Genomic DNA, 19,287 nt, shown 5'->3' on the forward strand with positions numbered 1-19,287 from the left:
TCGCGGCAGTATCCGTCAGGCGCCCTGTTATTGCGCTTCAACGCATCATCAACGTGAACACCACGTCAAATGCCGGGAAATGCCATTTACATCCGCCGGAATCGGAGGATCTGTGGGGAAGGAAGACGGGGAATTGCGGGACAGGCGTTGCGATCTGGCGACAGAGAGTCGCCGATTGGCGGGGGATGGCACGGGATAGCGGCGGCGCGCGCCGCGACCGGCAGAACGCCGGCCGCGGGGGTATTGATTGAGACTTGAGACGACTTGAGACTTTAAAACGTCAGACGTTCAGGCGCGTCAGGCCGTCAGGCGGGCAAGCAGCGTACGCGGACGCCCGGCCCGCACCTGCGCGGCGAGTGCCGCTTCGCGCCAGCGTGGCGTGGGCACGTCCGAGGGCGAAAGCAGGCTGTCGAAGCCGCAAGCCCACAACATCGCGAGCTGATCGGGCAGCAGCGGACCTGCGGCACGAATCCCGCCTTCGAAATGCCACTTGTCGCGCAAGACCTTGGCCAGCGTGAAACCGCGTCCGTCGCGCGTCTTCGGGAACTCGATCACCACGAGTTCGAGCTGCGGCAAAAGCGCCGCGATGCGCTGCGGATCGTCATGCCCCTGCACACGTACGCCAGCGGGCGCCACGCCCTGCTCGTTCGCGGCGAGCCATGCGTCGAGCGGCAAGACGGTTTCGCTGCCCTGCGCGTCCGACGGAATCGGTGCGTCTGCGCCGAGATAAGTCCAGACGTCCTCGGCAGGCAGTCCGTTACGATCAATCAACATGCAAAGCTCCCTTGAATTCCTCTGCACCGACACGGCCGAGCGTGTCGATAAAGCGCTCACCCTCGTGACGCAACGTGAGATAGCGTTCGAGAATGTTTTCGATCACTTGCGGCACCGCTTCGTACGAAACGCCCGGGCCGAGAATCTTGCCGACGGCCGCGTTGTCGTCGGCCGAGCCGCCCAGCGTGATCTGATAGTTTTCCTTGCCCGCCTTGTCCACACCGAGAATGCCGATGTGGGCCACGTGGTGGTGCGCGCACGCGTTGATGCAGCCCGACACGTTAAGCGTCACCGGCCCGATATCACGCTGCTGCTCTTGCGTGAAGCGCAAGGCAATACGCTGCGCTACCGGCACCGAGCGCGCATTGGCAAGCGCGCAGTAGTCCAGGCCCGGGCAGGCAATGGCGTCCGAAATCAGACCGATGTTCGGCGTCGCCAGACCGGCGGCCTTCAGTTGCTTCCACAGCGCGTGCAGTTCGTCGCGCTTCACATGCGGGAGCACCAGATTCTGCTCGTGCGTCACGCGCAGTTCGCTGAACGAATACTGCTCGGCCAGATCGGCCAGCACCAGCATCTCCTGCGCGCTGGCGTCGCCCGGAATACCCCCCGACGGCTTGAGCGAGACGACCGCGCTGATGTAGCCCGGCACCTTGTGCTCATGCGTGCAGGTATCGACCCAGTGCTTGAATTCGATATCGCTCTCGTACGCCTGCGCAAACACATTCGACTCGGCGGGCAGCGTCTCGAATTCGGGAACGATGAAACGCTCGCCAATCGCGGCGACGACGTCGTCGGCCAGCGGACGGTGCGTCTGTGCGATGCGGGCGAACTCTTCCTCGATCATCTCGATGAACGTCGCCGGCTTCATTTCCTTGATGAGGATCTTGATGCGCGCCTTGTAGATGTTGTCGCGACGGCCCAGCGCGTTGTACACGCGCAGAATCGCTTCGACGAAACGCAACAGATCGGCTTCGGGCAGCCACTCGCGCACGAGCGTGGCAACGATCGGCGTGCGTCCCAGGCCGCCGCCTGCGTAAATCTGGAAACCGACTTCGCCCTGCGCGTTCGTGCGGGCCAGAATGCCGATATCGTGAAAACGCACAGCGGCACGGTCCGTCTGGCCGCCGGTGATCGCGATCTTGAATTTGCGCGGCAGATACGTGAATTCGGGATGGTCGGTCGACCACTGACGCAGAATCTCGGCGTATACGCGCGGATCGACGATTTCGTCCTTCGCGGCACCGGCGAACTGGTCGGTCGTCACGTTGCGAATGCAGTTGCCGCTCGTCTGAATGGCGTGCAGATCGACGTCGGCCAGCGCCGACAGAATGTCCGGCGAGTCGGTCAGCGTTGGCCAGTTGAATTGCAGGTTCTGACGCGTGGTGAAGTGACCGTAGCCCTTGTCGTAGCGATTCGCCACGAACGCGAGCTGGCGCAACTGCACAGCGCTCAGCGTGCCGTACGGAATCGCAACACGCAGCATGTAGCCGTGCAGTTGCAGGTACAGGCCGTTCATCAGGCGGTAGACCTTGAAGTCGTCTTCGCTAAGCTCGCCGCTCAAGCGACGCGCCACCTGCTGACCGAAGTCTTTGGCGCGATCCTTGAGGTATTCGCGCTCGGACGGATCGTAGCGATAAATGCCCGCGTGCTCCGGGGCAACGGTCAGTGCCGGCGCATGTGCGAGCGCAGCTTGCACGGTGTTGTCCGAAGCCTGTTTGCCGAGGTCTTCGCGCACCGACGGGCCGCGCGCGCGCAGTTGCTCGCGGAAATCCACCGGCACCGGACCTGCGTCGCTCACCTGCGCCGGACGCGGCACGGGATCGACGATCAGATTGGCCGCAGCGGAGGCCTTTGCAGCGGCTTGCGCCTGGTCGAGACCTTCGGCATCGAACACGTGCGCCTGCGTCAGATCGTCCACCCAGTTGTGTTGTTCATCCAGCCAGACGACCAGACCGTCTTTGAGCCGGTTCGCCGAAATCAGATTGCCTGCATTCATTCGATGCTCTCAATGCTTGAAGTTTTGGTCGCGAGTTGGTGGGTCGCAATTCGCGATTCGACCGGCAGGCTATCAAGCGGCGCAGGAATATACGACCATTTAGAAGTTATGTAGGCATTACGCGATGTTGTTTGGCTAAAAAATCCATCCGGGACACTGTATTTTTATACAGTACTCATGCTACATTCCCGATCATCCAACTTCAACGTGAGTGAGCCCATGAGCGACGCCAAATCCATCAAGTTCATCGTCGTGCCTTATCGCAAGAACAAGGACGGCGTGTTACAACCCGGCGAGCTGCGTCAGGCGAGCACGGAATTCGGCGCCGTGCGCATCGCGCAGTCGATGGCGTCCGGTTTCGCGGGCATTGCGGCCTACGAAGTGCTTGTCGACGAAGAGGACGGCACGATGGATGCACCGCGCGTCCTCTTTCAGGAAGGCGCCATTCCGGCGATGGCGGATTAAAGCCAGCGCGGCGCGGCGTTCATTACTCCGGCCGCGACGGGCGGGCAATGCTGTCGAACGAATGGGTCTGACGCGGATGCTCCAGATCGCGCGTATCGAGCGCTCGGCGCTGCGCTGCCACTTCCTGTGCGCTCGGCCCCGTGGACGCGCCGTTGCGCTCCTTAGCGGTGCGATTAATGCGCTCGCTCGCGCTTTGCGCATCGGTCACGACAGCCGCCTTGCCGCCAACGGCCGCCTGGGCGGGGCTGAGCGACGTGGCCTGATTCGACTGACGGATGCTGCCGAGGTCCTTATCGTGGAGGTATGACTGGGCGTTGGCGTGGCTGCCGAACGTCAAGGTGCCGGCCAGGCACAGGCAAGCGGCAAAGCATTTGGTGCGGTTCATGGTTGCCCCCGGTTGACGTGTTTGATCGTGTCTTGAAGTTTATTGAAAATCGCGTCGGCGCCGTGCGATCCACTTCGCATGCCGATGAATCGCGGCGTCTTGCACGGGCTCGCTGCCGTTCGCAGCGCTTGCGGCATGACGGCATTGTCTCAGCGTTGCCACGCGCTGTCGCCTGCATAAATCACAGTTGACACCCCTATCGGATTTGACAGTCCGTTCTGCTACACTTCGCCCAAAATGCGCATCGGCGCCATAAAAATCAAGGCGATATCGAAGCAATATCGAGGCAATAAACGGGGGGAATCCCATGTCGGACGATGTCAGTTACCGGCGAGCATCGGATGCGGTCCAGGCGGTGGGCGAGGGACACGCAGACTGGCTCGATGTCGTGCAGACCGCGCGTGAATTCCTTGGGGCGGACGCCGCGACATTTCTGTGCCACGACAAACAAAGCCGTTCAGTCCGCTTCGTCGAACAATCCGGGCATGAAGCCCGCCTGATCGACGAGTACGCACGGTACTTCTACCAGTACGACGACTCCACCCGCCGCTTCTGGGACGCCCCCGCCGGCACGTGGTACGACTCGTCCGTTGCGCTCAAGCACGAATCGCCGAACGACCGGGTGTTCTGGAACGAATTCATGCGTCCTTACCAGCTCCAGCAGTTGGTTGGCGTGGTGATCAGCAATGACAACGACGCCCTCACCGCGCTGAGCATCCAGCGCATGCACATCGTCGAGCCCAACTTCGCGCATGCGGCGCGCGTCGCCGAATACGAGCGCCAGCTCGCCGCGGCCTTTGCCGCGCGACGCGCCGCCACTCGCGCGAGTCTCAATGCGCTGAGCCAGATGCTCGACCCGTCGCGCGAGGGCTTCCTTATCGCATCGCCGGACGGCTGGGTGCTCGAATTCGCCAACGGGCTCGACACGCTGCTCGCGAGCCATGACAGCCAATTGACGCTCAGACAGCGCCACCTGATTCACCGGCAGCCGGAATGGCAAACCCGTTTGCAGAAGGCATTGGGACAGGTGAGCCGCGGCGGTGACGCGATGTCGCTGGTCGTTCCGGATTCGTGGGGGCATGCCTTCCGGCTGACGTTGCGCGCGCTGGGTACACACATGAATCACGGGCTGCGTGCGGCGGTCGGCGTGCGCATCGAGCGGCGCAGCATTTTCAACGTCCCGGGCGAAACCGCGCTACGTCAGCATTTCGCGTTGACGCAGGCCGAAGCCCGGCTCTTTCATCATCTGGTGGCGGGGCTGACCATCGGCGAGTGCAGCGAGGTGCTCAGTCTGAGCACCAGCACGCTGCGCACCCAGTTGTCGGCGATCCTGCGCAAGACCGGCTGCCACCGTCAGGGCGAACTGCTGCGGCTGGCCGCCCTGCTCGCGCCGTAGCGCTTGCGCCCCTCGCCTCCCACGCCCCATTCCCAATCCTGCTACGAAGCGGCGTCCGATGCGTCCGACGCCGCGCTCAAATGCGCCGTAGACAGCACGATCGCGCTGATGCGATTCCCGCCGTCCTGCTTGGCGACGAAGCGCTGCGCATCGGCCGCCTTCAGAAGGTCCAGCACACTGTCGCACTCGCTGGCCACACCGGTCGCCACGCCGACGCTCACCGTCACCAGTCCCGCCGCACTGCCCGCATGGTCGATGTGCAGACGCTCGATGTTGCGCCGAACCTGCTCGGCCCTGGCGGCGGCCGCCTGCGCGTCGGTATCGGGCAGCACCACGGCGAACGCTTCCCCGCCGTAACGCGCCACCATGTCGCGGTCTCGCCGCACCTGCCCGCCGATGTTCTTCGCCACGGCGCGCAGCACGTCGTCACCGGTTGCGTGGCCGTATTCGTCGTTGAAATGCCGGAAATGGTCGATGTCCGTCAACAGGATCGACAGCGGACGATTCGAGCGTTTCGCGCGCCGCCATTCGCTCGCGAGCTTGTCGTCGAGCGCCGAGCGATTGGCGAGCCCCGTGAGGCCGTCGGTGGCCGACAGGCGTAGCAGCCGCGCCGCGGCGCCTGCCCGGGCCCGCATCGCCGCCACGAGCAGCCATGAACCGGCCATCAACGTCGCGGCGCACACCGCCGCCATCGTGCCGAATAGCGCCGCATGAAGACGCCACTCGCGCGCGAGCGCCTGCGTCGACGGGGTCACCACGACGAACATCGACGCCCCCGGCACCCGCACCGAGCGGTAGCTCGTTGCGCGCGCGCCCTCGGGAAACGACAGCGCCGCCGTCAGATTGCCGTCGGAGGCAGCGCCGCCGGGCAGCGAGACGAGTTGCCCGGGCCGCGAGCCGATACACGGATCGCAGGCCATCACCGTCCCTTTCTCCTCCACGATGTCGATGGTTCGCAAGTCCGCCGAATCGACGTCGTTGACCAGCGTGCTCAGATGCTCGAGCCGCAACGCGAGCACCGCCACGCCGGCAAACGAATGATCCGGCGCCGCTATGCGGCGCGTGAGCGCCACCGACAACATGCCGCCGTGCGTTCGCGACGCGTAGGGTTGCGAAATATACAGGCCCAGCGACGGGTTCGCCTCATGCGTTCGGAAGTAGTCGCGGTCGGCCACGTTCACGGGCGCGCCCGGCATGGCGTCGAGAAGCGCGACAATGCGTCCGGCCTTGTCGACGACGTACGCGTCATCGAGAAACCCCCGGCTGAGCGCCTGCCCGAAGCGCACCCGGGCGCGAACGTCCTCGGGGAAAATCGCCGTGGCAGGATTTTCGGCCTCGCGCACCATCTGCATGAGCAGCGTGTCGTAGACGGCGATGTTGGCGCCGAGGCTCGCGGCCACCACCGACGCCACACTCTGCGCCCGCTCCAGCGCATGCGTATAGCGGATCTGCCGGTCGGCCTGCAGCAGCAGCGCCACCCCGATCAGGATCGCCAGCGCAATGGCGGTGCCGACTATGCCGATCATCGACGCACGGTTGTCGAACTTGTCGAGCAGGGAACGCAGCCGCTTTTCGGCCCATTTCCGCAAACCAGGTACACCCGAGTGTGGGGTCATAGCAAATGGCCTGACAGGGATACCGACATACCGACGGGGGAGAAGACTTGCAGTATTCTAATGTGCGTTGACGCCAGATCATCTCAGCGTCGACACCGATATCGCGCCGACGCGCAACCTGAGTTGGGGGACGACGACAAAAATGATCGAGTGCTACGCATACATCAGCCGAGCCCTGCCCGATCTCGATCCGGTGGATCTCTCGCGGATCATCATTCATTCGCGCGGCTTCAACGACACCCATGGCATCACGGGGGTGCTGCTCTACGACGGCGCAACCTTCTATCAGTACATCGAAGGCCCCGCCGAGCCGCTCGCGGACGCCCGCCAGCGCATCGAAGCGTCACGCCACCACTCCGGCATTCAGGTGCTGCTCGACGGCATCCCGCACAATCCCGGCGCTTTCTCCACGTGGAGTCTGGGCTATCTGGTACTCGACGAGCCCGCTCACGCGCTGCACGCCTTCATGCTGCCTGCCGATCACGCGCAACTCGTGGGCGCCTTCAACGGGCTCGTCGCCCAGGCGGACGTGATGTAACGCCCTTAGTGCCCGAGCGGCCCCAGCGCATCGCTCATCTCGACACCCACAGCCATCGCTGAGCGCACAAACGACAACGCCGGCCCCCCCTGAGGGGCCCGGCGTTGTTCATTTTCCTGCGTACGGCTAACTACACCATGCGTAGTGCGCCGTGCGTCCCGCGTGCGACGTCCCGCGCATGCCTCTCATACGCCGACGCGCCCAGACGCCGGAATTACTGCTCGATCTGACGGTTCCAGCGCTGATCCCACTGCGCACGGCGCTGGTTGATGGCGTCCCAATCCACCGTCTTGATGTTCTTGGTCAGATCCTCGAGCTTGCCCAGACGTTTTTGCATCGAGGCCGGCACGGTTGCTTGCGGGTTGGTCGGGATATAGGCACCGGCGGCGGCCGCCAGCGACTGCCCCTTGGCCGACAGCAGGAACTGCGCGAGCTTCTGCGCCATCGCGTTATCCGGGCTGTTCTTCACCACACACAGGTCGACGAGCAACTGCACCGCGCCTTCCTTGGGGGCGACATAGCCGACCTGAATGCCCTTGTCCTGGAGGTCGCTCACGGCCGTCGGGGTCAGCGGGAAGATGGCCGCTTCACCGGTCTGGATCATTTCCGAGAGCTTGGCCGAGTTCGGGATGTATTCCACGACGTTCGGCCCCACGGTCGAGGCCCACTTGGTGAAGCCCGGCTCGACATTCGTCTCGCTGCCGCCCCAGATGCGGTTCAGCGCAAGGAAGCCGTGCAGGCCGAACGTGCTGCTCGAGGCCGACTGGAACACGACCTTGCCCTTGAACTTCGGATCGGCGAAATCGGTCCACGACGTCGGCGCGGCCCAGCCCTTGTCCTTGAAGAGCTTGGTGTTGTAACCGATGCCGGTCATGCCGAGCTGCACGCCTGCGCCCATGTCGTCCTTCACGCGAGCCGACGGCATCAGTTCCTTGAGCACCGGCGAATCGTCGAGCTTCTGGCACACACCCATGCTGATAGCGCGAGCCATCACGCCGTCGTCCAGGAACACAACATGCATTTGCGGGCTGTTACGGTTGGCAAGCAGCTTGGCCAACACGTCCGAGGACGTACCCGGCACCACCACGACCTTCACGTTGTTGGCCTTCTCGAACTCCGGGAAGACCTGGCTCGTGTAAGCCTTTTCCATCGGGCCGCCGTTCATGCCGATGTAGAGCGTTTTGGACTGCGACCAGGCCGCGCTGCTCGCGCCCAATGCCAGCGCCGCAGCGCACATGACGACCTTACGGGATAGCTTCATCGTGGTTCTCCTTGCGTTTCCAGGGTGTTAGGAATGTAGTTTTGGGACGGACTCAGAACGTACGGGATGCAAATGGTTCATCAGGCGGCGACGCTCGCCTGCGCGAACCGGTCGATGGCGAAGGCGTCGATCGGCGTTGCCGTCTCGCCCATCGTCACCAGATCGGCAAGCACCTCGCCCACGCCAGGCGCGAGCAAGAAACCGCCGCCACAGAAACCGAAGGCATGCACCAGACGCGGCGTCGTACGGCTCATGCCGATGATCGGGTTGTCGTCGGGTGTCTCGCCCTCCACGCCGCTCCACGTGCGAATGAGCAACGCGTTGCGCAACGCCGGCAGCAACGCGCAAGCTTCGCGCATGACGGCGCGCGTGGTGTCGGCAGACGCCTGCGCGTACTCGCCGTCGCCAGTGCCGCGTCCGCCGCCGATCACGCAGTTGCCGCGCTCGACCTGACGCGCATACACCCCGCCGCCGTACACGCCAAGGCTATGGCCGATGAACTTCGGCAGCGGCTCCGTCACCCACATGTTCGGGTAGATGGCATGCATGGGCACACGCTCGCCAAACGTCCCGGCGATTTGATTCGCCCACGCGCCGGACGTGTTGAGCAACCAGTCGCAACTCACGTGCAACGTGTCGCCCCCTTCCGGCGTCGCCGTCAGTTGAAAGCGCACGCCGTCGTGCGCCATCGAGCTAATCGGCGTGCGCTCGCGCACGTCCGCGCCGAGCGCCCTCGCCGCACGCGCGAAGGCAGGCGAGACGAGACGCGGGTTCGCGTGGCCGTCGCTCATGCACAGCGAGCCGCCGACCGCCCCGTCGCCCAGCCACGGAAAGCGCTGACGGAACTCTGCGCCGCGATACACCGTGCTCGTCAGACCATATTGACTGGCCATGGCGGCCCAGGCGTCGAGCGGTGCCAGATCGCTCTCGCGGCGCGCCAGACGCATATGCCCGGAGCGCACGAATTCGCCGTCGATGCCGATCAATTCGGGCAGACGATCCCAGATCCGGCGCGCGCGCATGGCGAGCGGCAGTTGCACTTCCTGACGGCCCTGACAGCGCACGCCGCCGTAGTTCACGCCGCTCGCTTGTGCGCCGCAATAGCGTCGCTCGAACAGCGCCACGCGCAAGCCGCGCTCGGCCAGCGCACGCGCGGCCGATGCGCCGACCAGCCCGCCGCCCGCGACGACGACGTCGTAATGCAAGGTCTCACTCATCGCGCGCCTCCTCGGGAATGGCGGCGACGTTTTCGTCGAATAGCATCGGTGCAATCGGAATCGGTTTGATCGGCGCCTGCGCACGCAAACGCCCCACTTGCGCAAACGTCTGCCCGCTCGCCTCGGCCAGCACATGGCACGCCGCCTCGCCGCACATGCGGCCCTGACAGCGCCCCATGCCCACGCGCGTGAGCGCCTTGAGGCGGTTGATTTCGGTCACGCCGTCCTCGCGAACGCATTCGCGCAACGTGCGGGCGTCGATCTCCTCGCAACGGCACACGAGCATGTCGTCCGGCCATTGCGCGGCAGGCGCTTCAGGTAACGCAAACGCTTGTTCGATGCCCTCGCGAAAGCGCCGGATGCTCGCGAGCTTGCGCTCGATGGTCGCGGCGTTCGGAGCATTGGGGACGTCCGGCATGGCAGGGGCCGCGACGCCGAGGTCTTCGAGCAAGGCCAGCGCCGCGCGGCGGCCGGCGAGCTCGGCGGCGTCTGCGCCGGCAATGCCAGCGCCGTCGCCCGCCAGATAGATCCCGCGCTGCGAGCTGCGGCCAGCGGCGTCGCGCTCGGGCAGCCAGCAACGGTTGAGTTCGTCGAAGACGAAGCGGCATCCGGCGAGATCGGCGAGTTGCGTCTCCGGACGCAAACCGAAGCCGAGCCCCACGGCGCTGCATTCGAGCGTATGTTCACGCGCCCCTTGCCGCCAGCGAATGGCGCGCACACCGGCCGTGCCTTCGATAGCGTCGAGCGTTACCCCGTGTTCGATACGCACGCCGCGCGCGCGCAGCCATCCCACGTAATAGACGCCCTTGGCAAACGTGGACAGCTGATGCAACAGACGCGGCGCAGCCTTGGCCTGCGCGGCGAACGCGCTGGTGTCGAGCACGGCGACGACATTCGCCCCGGCTTTCGCGTATTGGTACGCCACGAGATACAGCAACGGCCCGGTGCCCGCGAACACGACACGCTCGCCAATGGCGCAGCCCTGCGCCTTGAGCGCGACCTGTGCGCCGCCCAGCGTGTACACGCCCGGCAAGGTCCAGCCCGGCATCGGCAGCACGCGATCGGTTGCGCCGCTGGCAATGATCAGATGACTGAACGGCACCGGCGTTTCGCGGCCGTCGTGCATCGTGTGCAACTGCTTCGGATCGCACGCCCACACGAGTGTCTCGGGACGATAGTCGAGCTTGGGCAGCAGCGCGGCCATCGTGTGGTGGATGGCATCGGCCTTCGCGGCTTCAAAGCCGTACAGCGTCTGCTTGGTGCGCGTGAAGCCGGCACCGGCCGGCGGCTGACGGTAGATCTGACCGCCCCAGCGCATGTTCTCGTCGAGCACGACCGGACGCAGGCCTGCCGCGACCAGCGTCTGTGCGGCGCGAATGCCCGCCGGCCCCGCACCAACGATGACGATCTCGGCGCGCTCAGACATGCGAGCCTCCGTGTGCTTCGCTGGCGTTGGCCGCGCGCGTCACGATGCGCATTCCGGCCTGCACCGGCGTCGAGCAGGCACGCAGACGCGTGAGCTGCGTCGCTTGCGCGTCGCCACCACCGGCGGGCGTCGTCTCGCAACGCACCCAGCAGTCCTGACACGCCCCGATCAGGCAGAAGCCGGCGCGCGGCGTGCCGCTGAATTCGCTGATGCGCACGTGGCGCTGATGCGTAAGGATCGCCGTGAGCAGCGTGTCGCCCTCGAGCGCCTGCACCGGTTCGCCGTCGATGTAGAACGTGAGCGGCGAGCGCGAGGTCTCGGCCAGACGCGCCAGTTGCGGATGGCACGTCGATGGCCCCGGTGCGCGTGTCTCGCCGGACGTTCGGGACGCTTGAGAAGAATGGGAAGAGCTGGACATAGGAGTCGTCTTGGCGCGCGCGTTCAGTGCTGGCCGATCAGAATGCGGTTCAGGCCGTAGATGCGATCGAGCAGCAGCATCGCGCCGAGCGTCACGGCGATCACGAGCGCCGAGACGGACGCCATCATCGGATCGATCGACTCGGTGGCGTACATGTACATGCGCACCGGCAGCGTGACCGTTTGCGGCGCCGTGAGAAAGACCGACATCGTCAGTTCGTCGAAGCTGTTGATGAACGCCAGCAGCCAGCCGCCGGTAATGCCCGGCAGGATCATCGGCATGGTCACGCGGCGGAAGGTCGTCCACGAGCCCGCGCCGAGCGAGGCCGCAGCGTTCTCGACACTGCGGTCGAGCCCGCTGATCGACGCCAGCACGAGGCGCATGATGAACGGCGTCACGATGATCATGTGCGCGAAGATGAGCGCACCGAACGAGCCGGTCACACCGAGCATCGCGAAAAAGCGCAGCAACGCAATGCCGAGCACCAGACCCGGGATCACCAGCGGCGAGAGCAGCAGGCCGTTGAGGAAATTGCGTCCCGGAAAGCGCGAGCGGCCGATGGCCAGCGCAGCCGGCAAGGCAATCACGAGCGAGAGCGTGGCCGACAGGAACGCCAGCTTCAGACTGGTGAAGAACGACGCGATGAAGTCGGGGTAGTCGAGAATCGCGCGGAACCAGCGCAGCGAAAGCCCGTTCGTGGGCAACGACAGCGTTTGTTCCGGCGTGAATGCGACCAGCACCACGATAATCATCGGGGCCAGGACGAAGAGGATGACGAGCGTATGGAACGCAAGCGCCAGGGGACTGTTTTTACGCATGATGGCGAGGAAGTTCTGTTCTGCGGGGGCCTTGCCGGCCTTAACCCATGCTGCGCGAATAACGGCGCTCGAGCAGGCGGTAGTACGTCAGCATCACGATCAGGTTCGCAACGAGCAGCAGCACGGCGATGGTCGCGCCCAGCGGCCAGTTCAGCGAGCTGAGGAACTGGTCGTACACAGCGGTGGCGGCCACTTTGAGGCGGCGTCCGCCCAGCAGGCTCGGGATCGCGAAGGCGCTCGCCGACAGGCCGAACACCATCAGGCTGCCCGACAGAATGCCCGGCACCAGTTGCGGCAGCACAATGCGGCGCAGCGTGGTTGCCGGCGACGCCATGAGCGAAAGCGCGGCGTTTTCCGTCTGCGGATCGAGGCGTTGCAGCGAAGTCCACACGGGAATCACCATGAACGGCAGCATCACGTGCACGAGCGCGACAACGACGGCGAAGTTGGTGTACTCCATCTTGTACGGCCCCATGCCGAACAGGCCGAACATCTGGTTGATGAGACCGCCGGAGCTCAGCAGCATGCTCCAGCCGAAGGCGCGCACCACGATAGACACGAGCAGCGGCGAGAGAATCACCAGCAGAAACAGCGAGCGCCACGGGTCGCCCATGCGCGAGAGCACGTAGGCTTCGAACGTACCTACCACGGCGCACACCACGGTGACGGTCAGCGAGATGCCGAACGTGCGCAGGAAGATCGTGTGGAAGTACGAGTCGAACAGCACTTCCTTGTAGTTCTCGAACTGGAACGCCGCAATCGGGCCGCTCGCAGGATCGAATTGATAGAACGTGAGCGCCACCGTCATGAGCAGCGGAATGAGCACCAGCGCCACGAACAGCAGCATGGCCGGAGCACTCATCACCCACATCGGCAGATACGCCTGCCAGGGGGCGCGCGCGGCGGGGGCGGCGTCAGTACGCGGGACTTGCAACGTCTCAGCCATTCGCACACGCTCCCGCAGAGACGAAGCGCACGGCTTCCGATTGCCAGTCGAGGCCGACCGGCGCGCCTTCGCCCAGCGGCTCGCCGCCTTCGTTCTGGCAGCACACGAGCACTTCGCCCAGCGCGCTGTCCACGCGGTACAGCCACTGGCTGCCGAGGAAGAAGCGGCTCGTCACCGTGGCCGACAGACGGCCCGCCGACGGCGTGCACAGACGCACCTTCTCAGGACGCAGGCACATGGTGATGGCGTCGCCCACAGCCATGCTGCGGTCGCGCGGCGAGAGATCGGCCAGCGAGGCGCGCTGCATGAGTTGCGCGCCCAGCTCGATGTGCAGATGTTCGTCGTCGCGCGCCGCCACGCGGCCGGCGAGCATGTTGGCCTTGCCGATGAACTGCGAGACGAACGGCGTCTCGGGACGCTCGTAAGCGCGGTACGGCGTGTCGACCTGCGTGATGCGCCCGGCCTCCATGACGACGACGCGGTCGCTGATCGACAGCGCTTCGGACTGATCGTGCGTGACCATGATCGTGGTCGTGCCGATCTTGCGCTGGATCGAGCGCAGCTCGAACTGCATGTCTTCACGCAGCTTGGCATCGAGGTTGGACATCGGCTCGTCGAGCAGCAGCACCGGCGGCGCAATCACGACCGCGCGGGCAATGGCCACCCGCTGACGCTGGCCGCCCGAGAGTTCGCGCGGGAAGCGATGGCCCAGGGCATCGAGTCGCACAAGTGCGAGCGCCTCGCGAACACGCTCCTTGCGCTCCGACTTGTCGATACCGCGCATCTCCAGCCCGAAGCCGACGTTGTCCGCCACCGTCATGTGCGGGAACAGCGCGTAGCTCTGAAACACGATGCCCAGACCGCGCTTGTTCGGACGCATATGCGTGATGTCGCGCCCGTCGAGCGTAATGCGCCCGGTCGTGGCTTCGACAAAGCCCGCGATCATCTGCAGCGTGGTGGTCTTGCCGCAGCCCGAGGGGCCGAGCAGCGAGACGAACTCGCCCTTCTCCACCGAGAGATTGACGTTCGAGACGGCGTTCAACTCGCCAAACGTCTTGGAAACATCCGTCAAAGTCAGAAAAGACATGGTCACTACCTTCGGGCACGTGCGCGCCACCTGAAATGCAATTGCATCGAACAGTAGCGAGCCAAATTACATGTCGCAAGATAACGATTCCACGAAATGAGATAAATTTTAAGATTATTTCTATTGGCGGAATATTTTGCGAATGCGCGCTCACTTTCGTTTCGTGTCAGCGTCTCGGGATAATCCCTAACTCACGAAGAATATTGGTTGTTTTTGGGGGTTTTGAGGGATGACGCCAGTTTTCAAGCCATATCGGCTTACGCTAGTATTTCGTTTGACGGAATACTCGAGACCCCGATGAACACCTCCGATTCGCTTCCCGCGCCGACTGCCTCGCCCACGGAATCCGCTGGCGCGGGCATTCTGCAACGCACCTTTGCCGTCATTCGCGCCCTCGGGGCTGCCAGGCCCGAAGGCGAGCGCGTCACCCACATTGCCAAGGCCGTCGGTCTGAGTCAGGCGACGGTGCACCGGATTTTGCATGCGCTCATCGCCGAACAGGTCGTGGAACAGGACGAGACGTCCAAGCTGTACCGGCTGAGTATCGATTTCTTCGCGATGGCCGCGCAGGCGGGCAACCCGAGCGGCATGCGCACGCTGTGCCGCCCGTCCCTGCTGCGCCTTTGCGCGAGCCTCGGCGACACCATCTTCCTGCTCGTGCGCAGCAGCTTCGACGCCGTCTGTCTCGATATGTGCGAGGGGCCGTTTCCGATCCGGTCGTTCACGGGCGATATCGGCGGACGCGTGGCGCTGGGCGTCGGTCAGGGGAGTCTGGCGATTCTGGCGTTCCTGCCGGAAGCCGAGCGCGAAGAGATCATTCGCTTTAACGTGCCGCGTCTGCGGGGTTACGGCGTGCTCGACGAGGTCTATCTGCGCACCGAGATCGAACGGGTGCGTCAGTTGGGGTATGCCGGCAGCAACAGCGGCGTGCTCGACGGAATGGCCGGGGTCGCCGTGCCGGTGTTCGACCGGACCGGGCACGCGGTGGCCGCCCTGAGCGTGGGAACGCTGGCCGCGCGGCTGTCGCAGGATCGTCTGCCGATGGTGGTGGAGTTGCTGCGGCGTCAGGCCGAGTTGATCGGCCCGCAAACCAATCCGTTCGACGTCGCCATGCGCCGCCCGATGCATGGCCTCACTCGCGCGCTCACGACCGAGCCGCTCGCCTGACGGGGAGCGAGACAGAATCGGACCGATTGTTGGCCGAAAGTGGTCAGCCTGCGGCGCGCACACCTGCGAGAATCGCAAACGCACCCCCTCACCTTTACCGGCCGTCCTCAGCGGAGACAAGTTATGGCATCAGGCGAACACGAGTACCACGTCAGCGTGGAATGGATCGGCAATCAGGGCAGCGGCACGTCGGGCTATCGGGAGTACGGACGCAATCACGAGATTCGCGTCGAGGGCAAGCCGACGATTCCCGGATCGGCCGATCCCGCCTTTCGAGGCGATGCGGCACGCTGGAATCCGGAAGACCTGCTGGTGGCGTCGGCCAGTGCCTGCCACAAGCTGTGGTATCTGCATCTGTGCGCCGAAGCGGGTGTGGTGGTGGAACAGTACCGCGACGACGCCGTGGGCACGATGATCGACACGGCCGGCGAGGGCCGCTTCACCCGGATCGTGCTGCGCCCGCAGGTCACGATTCGCTCGGGCGGCAATGCCGACCTCGTCACCCTGGCGCAGGCGTTGCATCACGCAGCGCATGAGAAGTGCTACATCGCCAACTCGGTCAATTTCCCCATCGAGTGCGAGCCGGTCGTCGACGTGGTCGAGGCTTGATCGATCGTCGATCGAGGGCGTCGATAGCGCCGCCCGTACGGCGCGCGGCGAAGGTGCGCAGCGACGGCGTGTGTAGGGATTCAGCGGCAGGCGAGCGAGCACCCTGCCGCGCCGATCACCGCGGCGGCGCCCACGGCGGTGCCCAGCAGAAACGTTTGCGCCGAACTTGCGCAGCCTTGCAATCCCAACGCTTCGACCAACAAGGCAGCCACGATCAGCCTGCGCATACTGTCTCCCATTTTGATGTTGCCGCATGGTAATGCGCCAACGGCGTCATGGGAGCGATTCGTAAGGCCGGGTAATGATTATGAGGTCATGGGCTTCCGTTCGGATTCGGACTGCCCTCGAACGTCTCGCCGCCGGGGGCTCAGACGGCCAGGCGCCGGGCGAATTCGGCATCCTGTTCCTGAGCGCGCACAACGGCGTCGCGTTCGCGAAAGCGTGCGACATACGCCGCAATCGCCGGCGTCTGGGGAATCAGTTTGAAGTGCGTGAGGTAGTACATCGCGTTGCCCCACAGCACATCGGCCGCCGTAAACGACGCGCCCAGCCACCACGGCCCCGGGTTCTGCGCCCAATGACGATCGATCGTCCAGACCACCGACTCGTAATCACCGTACGGTGAGCGCGAACGCTCCGCGCCTTCGCGTCCGAGCGACTTGTCCGTCACCGCCGGCTCGACACACGAGCCGTAGAACACCATCCATCGCAGGTACGCGCCACGACGGGCATCGCCCTGCGGCGGCGCAAGATGCTTTTCCGGATACAGCTCGGCCAGATACATGTACACCGCCGCCTGCTCGGTAATCACACTGTCGCCGTGCCGGATGGCCGGCACCTTGCCCATTGGATTGACGTCCAGATAGTCGGAGCCGCGCTGCTCGCCGGTGGCAAAACGCAGCAGATGAAGATCGTAATCGGCCTGCAACTCCTCGAGCAGGACGAGCACGCCAAAGGAGCGCGTGTTGGGCGCGTGAAAAAAAGTAATGCGACGGTCGGTCGCCATGATGTCGTCTCCGGTATGTCGATTACGAGCGATCAGCGCACCCCGCTGTGGCTAATGAAACACCCAACGCTGTCGCAACGGCCTCACTGCCCGGTGACATTGAGCATTGAGGAGAGGCAGATTCATGTATTCGGGAAGTCGTAAAAAAATAAGCAGCAAAAAATAAGCAGTACCACATCCGCAACCGATGAATCCAACGATTCCCAATGAAGTCGCACACATGAATTCATATACTGAATCGGTGCTCCGCCGATTTCAGAATGGCGTCACACCAGGATTGCAGTGTTCATTCCAAGGAGAAGAACAATGGCGAATCTAATTGTAAATGGGAATTTTTCCAGTGGCGAGCTGGCACCCTGGACATCGAGACCAGGCTTCCCCCCTCCGTCGATCGTGTCGTTTGGGAATAAGAATGTCGTGAGACTTCTGCACGATTACAACAGCGGAACGCATGACGATTTGATCGTTCAAGAACTGGATATCAAGGCGATCGGACTTAAACCGCATATCGACTATTTTTTTTGGTTTCAATTCTGGACGAGGGCGACCATTGTGGAGCAACGCCCCGAACTGCCAGAACCTTATAACGATCACTCGGTAGTACTCGTTGTTTTGAGCTACGGATGGAAGAGCGGAGAGGGCGCAGATGATGTTGTGGCATTTGCCGATTACACGCTCAGCCGTGAAGGAGAAGAAAAATATTCCTCATCGCTCAAAAGAATGAGATTTGACGGCGAACCGAATCATCTGGCGGTGCGTGCGCAACCGATCCTGTTTGCGAACAAACATGAAACACTTATTGGAGAATTTGTGTTGACGCCGGCCAATCTCGATGATTCTCCCGCAGGCATTATCAGAACCGGGCTGGAATCATGACCCCGTCCCCCAAGCCATCCCTCTGCGCCCCATTGCCGTGAGTACTGCGCCTTCGATGGCCACCCTCCTCCCCCATCTGAAACGGCACACAGCCCGCCGTTACGGCCCGCTGTCGGGGTGTCGACACTGGGACTCGACTGGGACGCTGGCATGAAATACTGGGTTCGCATCTGATCCGGCACGTGCTCCCCGCACCGTGTCGTTTGTACGGCCCGCAGTCGACCCTGCGGGCCGCCTTTTTCCGGTGACAGTTTCCGATACCCGTTCGCCTAACACGCTTCGTCATGAGCCCCTTTGGCATTGCACCCTCCGCGCTATCATGGGCAGCCTGATCTACACGATGCCCGCCATGACCGAACGCCAGCCTGTCGAACTCCCGAAAGCCTACCGTCTGCTTAACCACGGCCCGACCGTTCTCGTGGGCAGCGCTCACGCCGGACGCCGCAACGTTATGGCCGCCGCCTGGTCCATGCCGCTCGATTTTTCGCCGCCGAAAGTCGCCATCGTCATCGATCGCAATACGCTCACGCGCGAACTGGTCGAAGGCTCGGGCGAGTTTTCGCTGAACGTGCCCGCGCGCGCCATCGCCCGCGAGACGCTCGTCGTCGGCTCGGTCTCCGGCCGCGACACCGACAAGTTTGCCGAGAGTTCGGGCGTGCGCGCCTTCGCCGGTTCGCACATTGCAGCACCGCTGATCGAGGGTTGCGTCGCGTGGCTGGAATGCCGCGTGATTCCGGAACCGCACAATCAGGATCGTTACGATCTGTTCCTCGGCGAGGTCGTTGCGGCCTGGGCCGATCCGCGCGTGTTTCGCGACGGGCACTGGCACTTCGCACCGGACACACCCGACGCATTGCGCAGCCTTCATTACATTGCCGGGGGCCATTTCTTCGAGACCGGCGAAGCGTTCGAAGTCGAACCCGACACAGCCCCCGGCACGCCTTCCGACGTCAGCCTATGAGCCACACGCTGCCTACGCCCCGCACGACAGACAACACCGACGACGACGCACAGGCCGTTCGCGCGCTCTGGCGCACGAGCGGCGCCAATAGCGCCGCGCCATCGCATTTGCCAAGTGGCGCCGGGCGCGGCAGAATCGACAGCGTTACCGACGTATTTGACCGTGAGTCGACGTGGTTGCGCTCGAGATCGTCCGCAGCCCCCGACCCATCTGCGAAGCCAGCCGCGACCGCGCGGCACTTCGAGCATCACGAGTCTTTCGAACATTTCGAACATTTCGTGCAGTTGCCGAACCCGCGGCCAGAACCTCCGTCACCGGCACTGCT

General features: G+C 63.9%; 20 protein-coding genes. 7 read left to right on the forward strand and 13 right to left on the reverse strand.

Annotated features, from left to right (window positions below):
• Positions 1 to 297: 297 nt before the first annotated feature.
• Both ACIPHM_RS12745 and ACIPHM_RS12750 read right to left on the reverse strand, forming a co-directional pair.
• A complete protein-coding gene (locus tag ACIPHM_RS12745) occupies positions 298 to 774 on the reverse strand; it encodes a DUF934 domain-containing protein (RefSeq protein ID WP_400328348.1) in 477 nt (158 codons plus the stop codon).
• A complete protein-coding gene (locus tag ACIPHM_RS12750) occupies positions 764 to 2,770 on the reverse strand; it encodes a DUF2849 domain-containing protein (RefSeq protein ID WP_400328350.1) in 2,007 nt (668 codons plus the stop codon). Before ACIPHM_RS12750 ends, ACIPHM_RS12745 begins: the two co-directional genes overlap by 11 nt.
• Positions 2,771 to 2,989: 219 nt before the next feature.
• Here ACIPHM_RS12750 and ACIPHM_RS12755 point away from each other — a divergent pair, with 219 nt between their 5' ends.
• Complete coding sequence (locus tag ACIPHM_RS12755) at positions 2,990 to 3,235, forward strand: hypothetical protein (protein WP_039402924.1); 246 nt, start codon at positions 2,990 to 2,992, stop codon at positions 3,233 to 3,235.
• A gap of 22 nt (positions 3,236 to 3,257) precedes the next feature.
• Here the strand turns inward: ACIPHM_RS12755 and ACIPHM_RS12760 are convergent, their stop codons facing one another.
• Positions 3,258 to 3,620 (reverse strand): hypothetical protein, encoded by a 363-nt coding sequence (locus ACIPHM_RS12760; RefSeq protein ID WP_400328352.1) that lies wholly within the window; start codon positions 3,618 to 3,620, stop codon positions 3,258 to 3,260.
• 307 nt (positions 3,621 to 3,927) lie between these two features.
• Between ACIPHM_RS12760 and ACIPHM_RS12765 the strand changes: the two genes are divergently transcribed.
• On the forward strand, positions 3,928 to 5,016 hold the full coding sequence (locus ACIPHM_RS12765; RefSeq protein WP_400328354.1) for a helix-turn-helix transcriptional regulator: 1,089 nt from the start codon (positions 3,928 to 3,930) through the stop codon (positions 5,014 to 5,016).
• A 41-nt stretch (positions 5,017 to 5,057) separates the two neighbouring features.
• Here the strand turns inward: ACIPHM_RS12765 and ACIPHM_RS12770 are convergent, their stop codons facing one another.
• Positions 5,058 to 6,605, reverse strand: coding sequence for a diguanylate cyclase (locus ACIPHM_RS12770; RefSeq protein ID WP_400328356.1), 1,548 nt, complete (start codon positions 6,603 to 6,605; stop codon positions 5,058 to 5,060).
• Positions 6,606 to 6,774: 169 nt separating this feature from the next.
• On the opposite strand from ACIPHM_RS12770, the gene ACIPHM_RS12775 reads away from it, so the two are divergent.
• Positions 6,775 to 7,170: a BLUF domain-containing protein gene (locus ACIPHM_RS12775; RefSeq protein WP_400328358.1), complete on the forward strand. Its 396-nt coding sequence runs from the start codon at positions 6,775 to 6,777 to the stop codon at positions 7,168 to 7,170.
• Positions 7,171 to 7,384: 214 nt separating this feature from the next.
• Here ACIPHM_RS12775 and ACIPHM_RS12780 read toward each other — a convergent pair whose 3' ends face one another.
• The 7 genes from ACIPHM_RS12780 to ACIPHM_RS12810 all read right to left on the reverse strand — a co-directional run bounded on the left by ACIPHM_RS12780 (position 7,385) and on the right by ACIPHM_RS12810 (position 14,343).
• Positions 7,385 to 8,431 (reverse strand): ABC transporter substrate-binding protein, encoded by a 1,047-nt coding sequence (locus ACIPHM_RS12780; protein ID WP_400328360.1) that lies wholly within the window; start codon positions 8,429 to 8,431, stop codon positions 7,385 to 7,387.
• 80 nt (positions 8,432 to 8,511) lie between these two features.
• Complete coding sequence (locus ACIPHM_RS12785) at positions 8,512 to 9,648, reverse strand: NAD(P)/FAD-dependent oxidoreductase (RefSeq protein ID WP_400328362.1); 1,137 nt, start codon at positions 9,646 to 9,648, stop codon at positions 8,512 to 8,514.
• Positions 9,641 to 11,074 carry an FAD-dependent oxidoreductase gene (locus ACIPHM_RS12790; protein WP_400328364.1) on the reverse strand — a complete coding sequence of 478 codons (1,434 nt, stop codon included), beginning with the start codon at positions 11,072 to 11,074 and terminating at the stop codon, positions 9,641 to 9,643. The genes ACIPHM_RS12785 and ACIPHM_RS12790 overlap by 8 nt, the downstream gene beginning before the upstream one ends.
• Positions 11,067 to 11,492: a (2Fe-2S)-binding protein gene (locus ACIPHM_RS12795; RefSeq protein ID WP_400328366.1), complete on the reverse strand. Its 426-nt coding sequence runs from the start codon at positions 11,490 to 11,492 to the stop codon at positions 11,067 to 11,069. Before ACIPHM_RS12795 ends, ACIPHM_RS12790 begins: the two co-directional genes overlap by 8 nt.
• 23 nt (positions 11,493 to 11,515) lie before the next feature.
• On the reverse strand, positions 11,516 to 12,310 hold the full coding sequence (locus tag ACIPHM_RS12800) for an ABC transporter permease (protein ID WP_400328368.1): 795 nt from the start codon (positions 12,308 to 12,310) through the stop codon (positions 11,516 to 11,518).
• A gap of 40 nt (positions 12,311 to 12,350) precedes the next feature.
• Positions 12,351 to 13,256: an ABC transporter permease gene (locus ACIPHM_RS12805; RefSeq protein ID WP_400328369.1), complete on the reverse strand. Its 906-nt coding sequence runs from the start codon at positions 13,254 to 13,256 to the stop codon at positions 12,351 to 12,353.
• Positions 13,249 to 14,343, reverse strand: coding sequence for an ABC transporter ATP-binding protein (locus ACIPHM_RS12810; RefSeq protein ID WP_400328371.1), 1,095 nt, complete (start codon positions 14,341 to 14,343; stop codon positions 13,249 to 13,251). Before ACIPHM_RS12810 ends, ACIPHM_RS12805 begins: the two co-directional genes overlap by 8 nt.
• Before the next feature lie 297 nt (positions 14,344 to 14,640).
• Between ACIPHM_RS12810 and ACIPHM_RS12815 the strand changes: the two genes are divergently transcribed.
• Both ACIPHM_RS12815 and ACIPHM_RS12820 read left to right on the forward strand, forming a co-directional pair.
• On the forward strand, positions 14,641 to 15,510 hold the full coding sequence (locus tag ACIPHM_RS12815) for an IclR family transcriptional regulator (RefSeq protein ID WP_400328373.1): 870 nt from the start codon (positions 14,641 to 14,643) through the stop codon (positions 15,508 to 15,510).
• Positions 15,511 to 15,633: 123 nt separating this feature from the next.
• Complete coding sequence (locus ACIPHM_RS12820) at positions 15,634 to 16,119, forward strand: OsmC family protein (protein WP_400328374.1); 486 nt, start codon at positions 15,634 to 15,636, stop codon at positions 16,117 to 16,119.
• Between the two features lie 80 nt (positions 16,120 to 16,199).
• Here the strand turns inward: ACIPHM_RS12820 and ACIPHM_RS12825 are convergent, their stop codons facing one another.
• Together ACIPHM_RS12825 and ACIPHM_RS12830 are read right to left on the reverse strand one after the other, a co-directional pair.
• Positions 16,200 to 16,346 carry a hypothetical protein gene (locus tag ACIPHM_RS12825; RefSeq protein ID WP_400328376.1) on the reverse strand — a complete coding sequence of 49 codons (147 nt, stop codon included), beginning with the start codon at positions 16,344 to 16,346 and terminating at the stop codon, positions 16,200 to 16,202.
• Between the two features lie 140 nt (positions 16,347 to 16,486).
• Positions 16,487 to 17,125, reverse strand: coding sequence for a glutathione S-transferase family protein (locus tag ACIPHM_RS12830; RefSeq protein WP_400328377.1), 639 nt, complete (start codon positions 17,123 to 17,125; stop codon positions 16,487 to 16,489).
• A gap of 306 nt (positions 17,126 to 17,431) precedes the next feature.
• On the opposite strand from ACIPHM_RS12830, the gene ACIPHM_RS12835 reads away from it, so the two are divergent.
• Both ACIPHM_RS12835 and ACIPHM_RS12840 read left to right on the forward strand, forming a co-directional pair.
• A complete protein-coding gene (locus ACIPHM_RS12835; RefSeq protein WP_400328379.1) occupies positions 17,432 to 18,001 on the forward strand; it encodes a hypothetical protein in 570 nt (189 codons plus the stop codon).
• A 349-nt stretch (positions 18,002 to 18,350) separates the two neighbouring features.
• On the forward strand, positions 18,351 to 18,962 hold the full coding sequence (locus tag ACIPHM_RS12840; protein ID WP_400329069.1) for a flavin reductase family protein: 612 nt from the start codon (positions 18,351 to 18,353) through the stop codon (positions 18,960 to 18,962).
• Positions 18,963 to 19,287 lie beyond the last annotated feature (325 nt).

It is taken from the genome of Pandoraea sp. NPDC087047 (genome assembly GCF_044745225.1).
Taxonomy (GTDB): domain Bacteria; phylum Pseudomonadota; class Gammaproteobacteria; order Burkholderiales; family Burkholderiaceae; genus Pandoraea.

Bases quoted from the DNA above. Each gene is read 5' to 3' on its own strand.
- ACIPHM_RS12745 (WP_400328348.1), bottom strand. From the start codon at position 774: ATGTTGATTGATCGTAACGGACTGCCTGCCGAGGACGTCTGGACTTAT.
- ACIPHM_RS12750 (WP_400328350.1), bottom strand. From the start codon at position 2,770: ATGAATGCAGGCAATCTGATTTCGGCGAACCGGCTCAAAGACGGTCTG.
- ACIPHM_RS12755 (WP_039402924.1), top strand. From the start codon at position 2,990: ATGAGCGACGCCAAATCCATCAAGTTCATCGTCGTGCCTTATCGCAAG.
- ACIPHM_RS12760 (WP_400328352.1), bottom strand. From the start codon at position 3,620: ATGAACCGCACCAAATGCTTTGCCGCTTGCCTGTGCCTGGCCGGCACC.
- ACIPHM_RS12765 (WP_400328354.1), top strand. From the start codon at position 3,928: ATGTCGGACGATGTCAGTTACCGGCGAGCATCGGATGCGGTCCAGGCG.
- ACIPHM_RS12775 (WP_400328358.1), top strand. From the start codon at position 6,775: ATGATCGAGTGCTACGCATACATCAGCCGAGCCCTGCCCGATCTCGAT.
- ACIPHM_RS12780 (WP_400328360.1), bottom strand. From the start codon at position 8,431: ATGAAGCTATCCCGTAAGGTCGTCATGTGCGCTGCGGCGCTGGCATTG.
- ACIPHM_RS12785 (WP_400328362.1), bottom strand. From the start codon at position 9,648: ATGAGTGAGACCTTGCATTACGACGTCGTCGTCGCGGGCGGCGGGCTG.
- ACIPHM_RS12790 (WP_400328364.1), bottom strand. From the start codon at position 11,074: ATGTCTGAGCGCGCCGAGATCGTCATCGTTGGTGCGGGGCCGGCGGGC.
- ACIPHM_RS12795 (WP_400328366.1), bottom strand. From the start codon at position 11,492: ATGTCCAGCTCTTCCCATTCTTCTCAAGCGTCCCGAACGTCCGGCGAG.
- ACIPHM_RS12800 (WP_400328368.1), bottom strand. From the start codon at position 12,310: ATGCGTAAAAACAGTCCCCTGGCGCTTGCGTTCCATACGCTCGTCATC.
- ACIPHM_RS12805 (WP_400328369.1), bottom strand. From the start codon at position 13,256: ATGGCTGAGACGTTGCAAGTCCCGCGTACTGACGCCGCCCCCGCCGCG.
- ACIPHM_RS12810 (WP_400328371.1), bottom strand. From the start codon at position 14,343: ATGTCTTTTCTGACTTTGACGGATGTTTCCAAGACGTTTGGCGAGTTG.
- ACIPHM_RS12815 (WP_400328373.1), top strand. From the start codon at position 14,641: ATGAACACCTCCGATTCGCTTCCCGCGCCGACTGCCTCGCCCACGGAA.
- ACIPHM_RS12820 (WP_400328374.1), top strand. From the start codon at position 15,634: ATGGCATCAGGCGAACACGAGTACCACGTCAGCGTGGAATGGATCGGC.
- ACIPHM_RS12825 (WP_400328376.1), bottom strand. From the start codon at position 16,346: ATGCGCAGGCTGATCGTGGCTGCCTTGTTGGTCGAAGCGTTGGGATTG.
- ACIPHM_RS12830 (WP_400328377.1), bottom strand. From the start codon at position 17,125: ATGGCGACCGACCGTCGCATTACTTTTTTTCACGCGCCCAACACGCGC.
- ACIPHM_RS12835 (WP_400328379.1), top strand. From the start codon at position 17,432: ATGGCGAATCTAATTGTAAATGGGAATTTTTCCAGTGGCGAGCTGGCA.
- ACIPHM_RS12840 (WP_400329069.1), top strand. From the start codon at position 18,351: ATGACCGAACGCCAGCCTGTCGAACTCCCGAAAGCCTACCGTCTGCTT.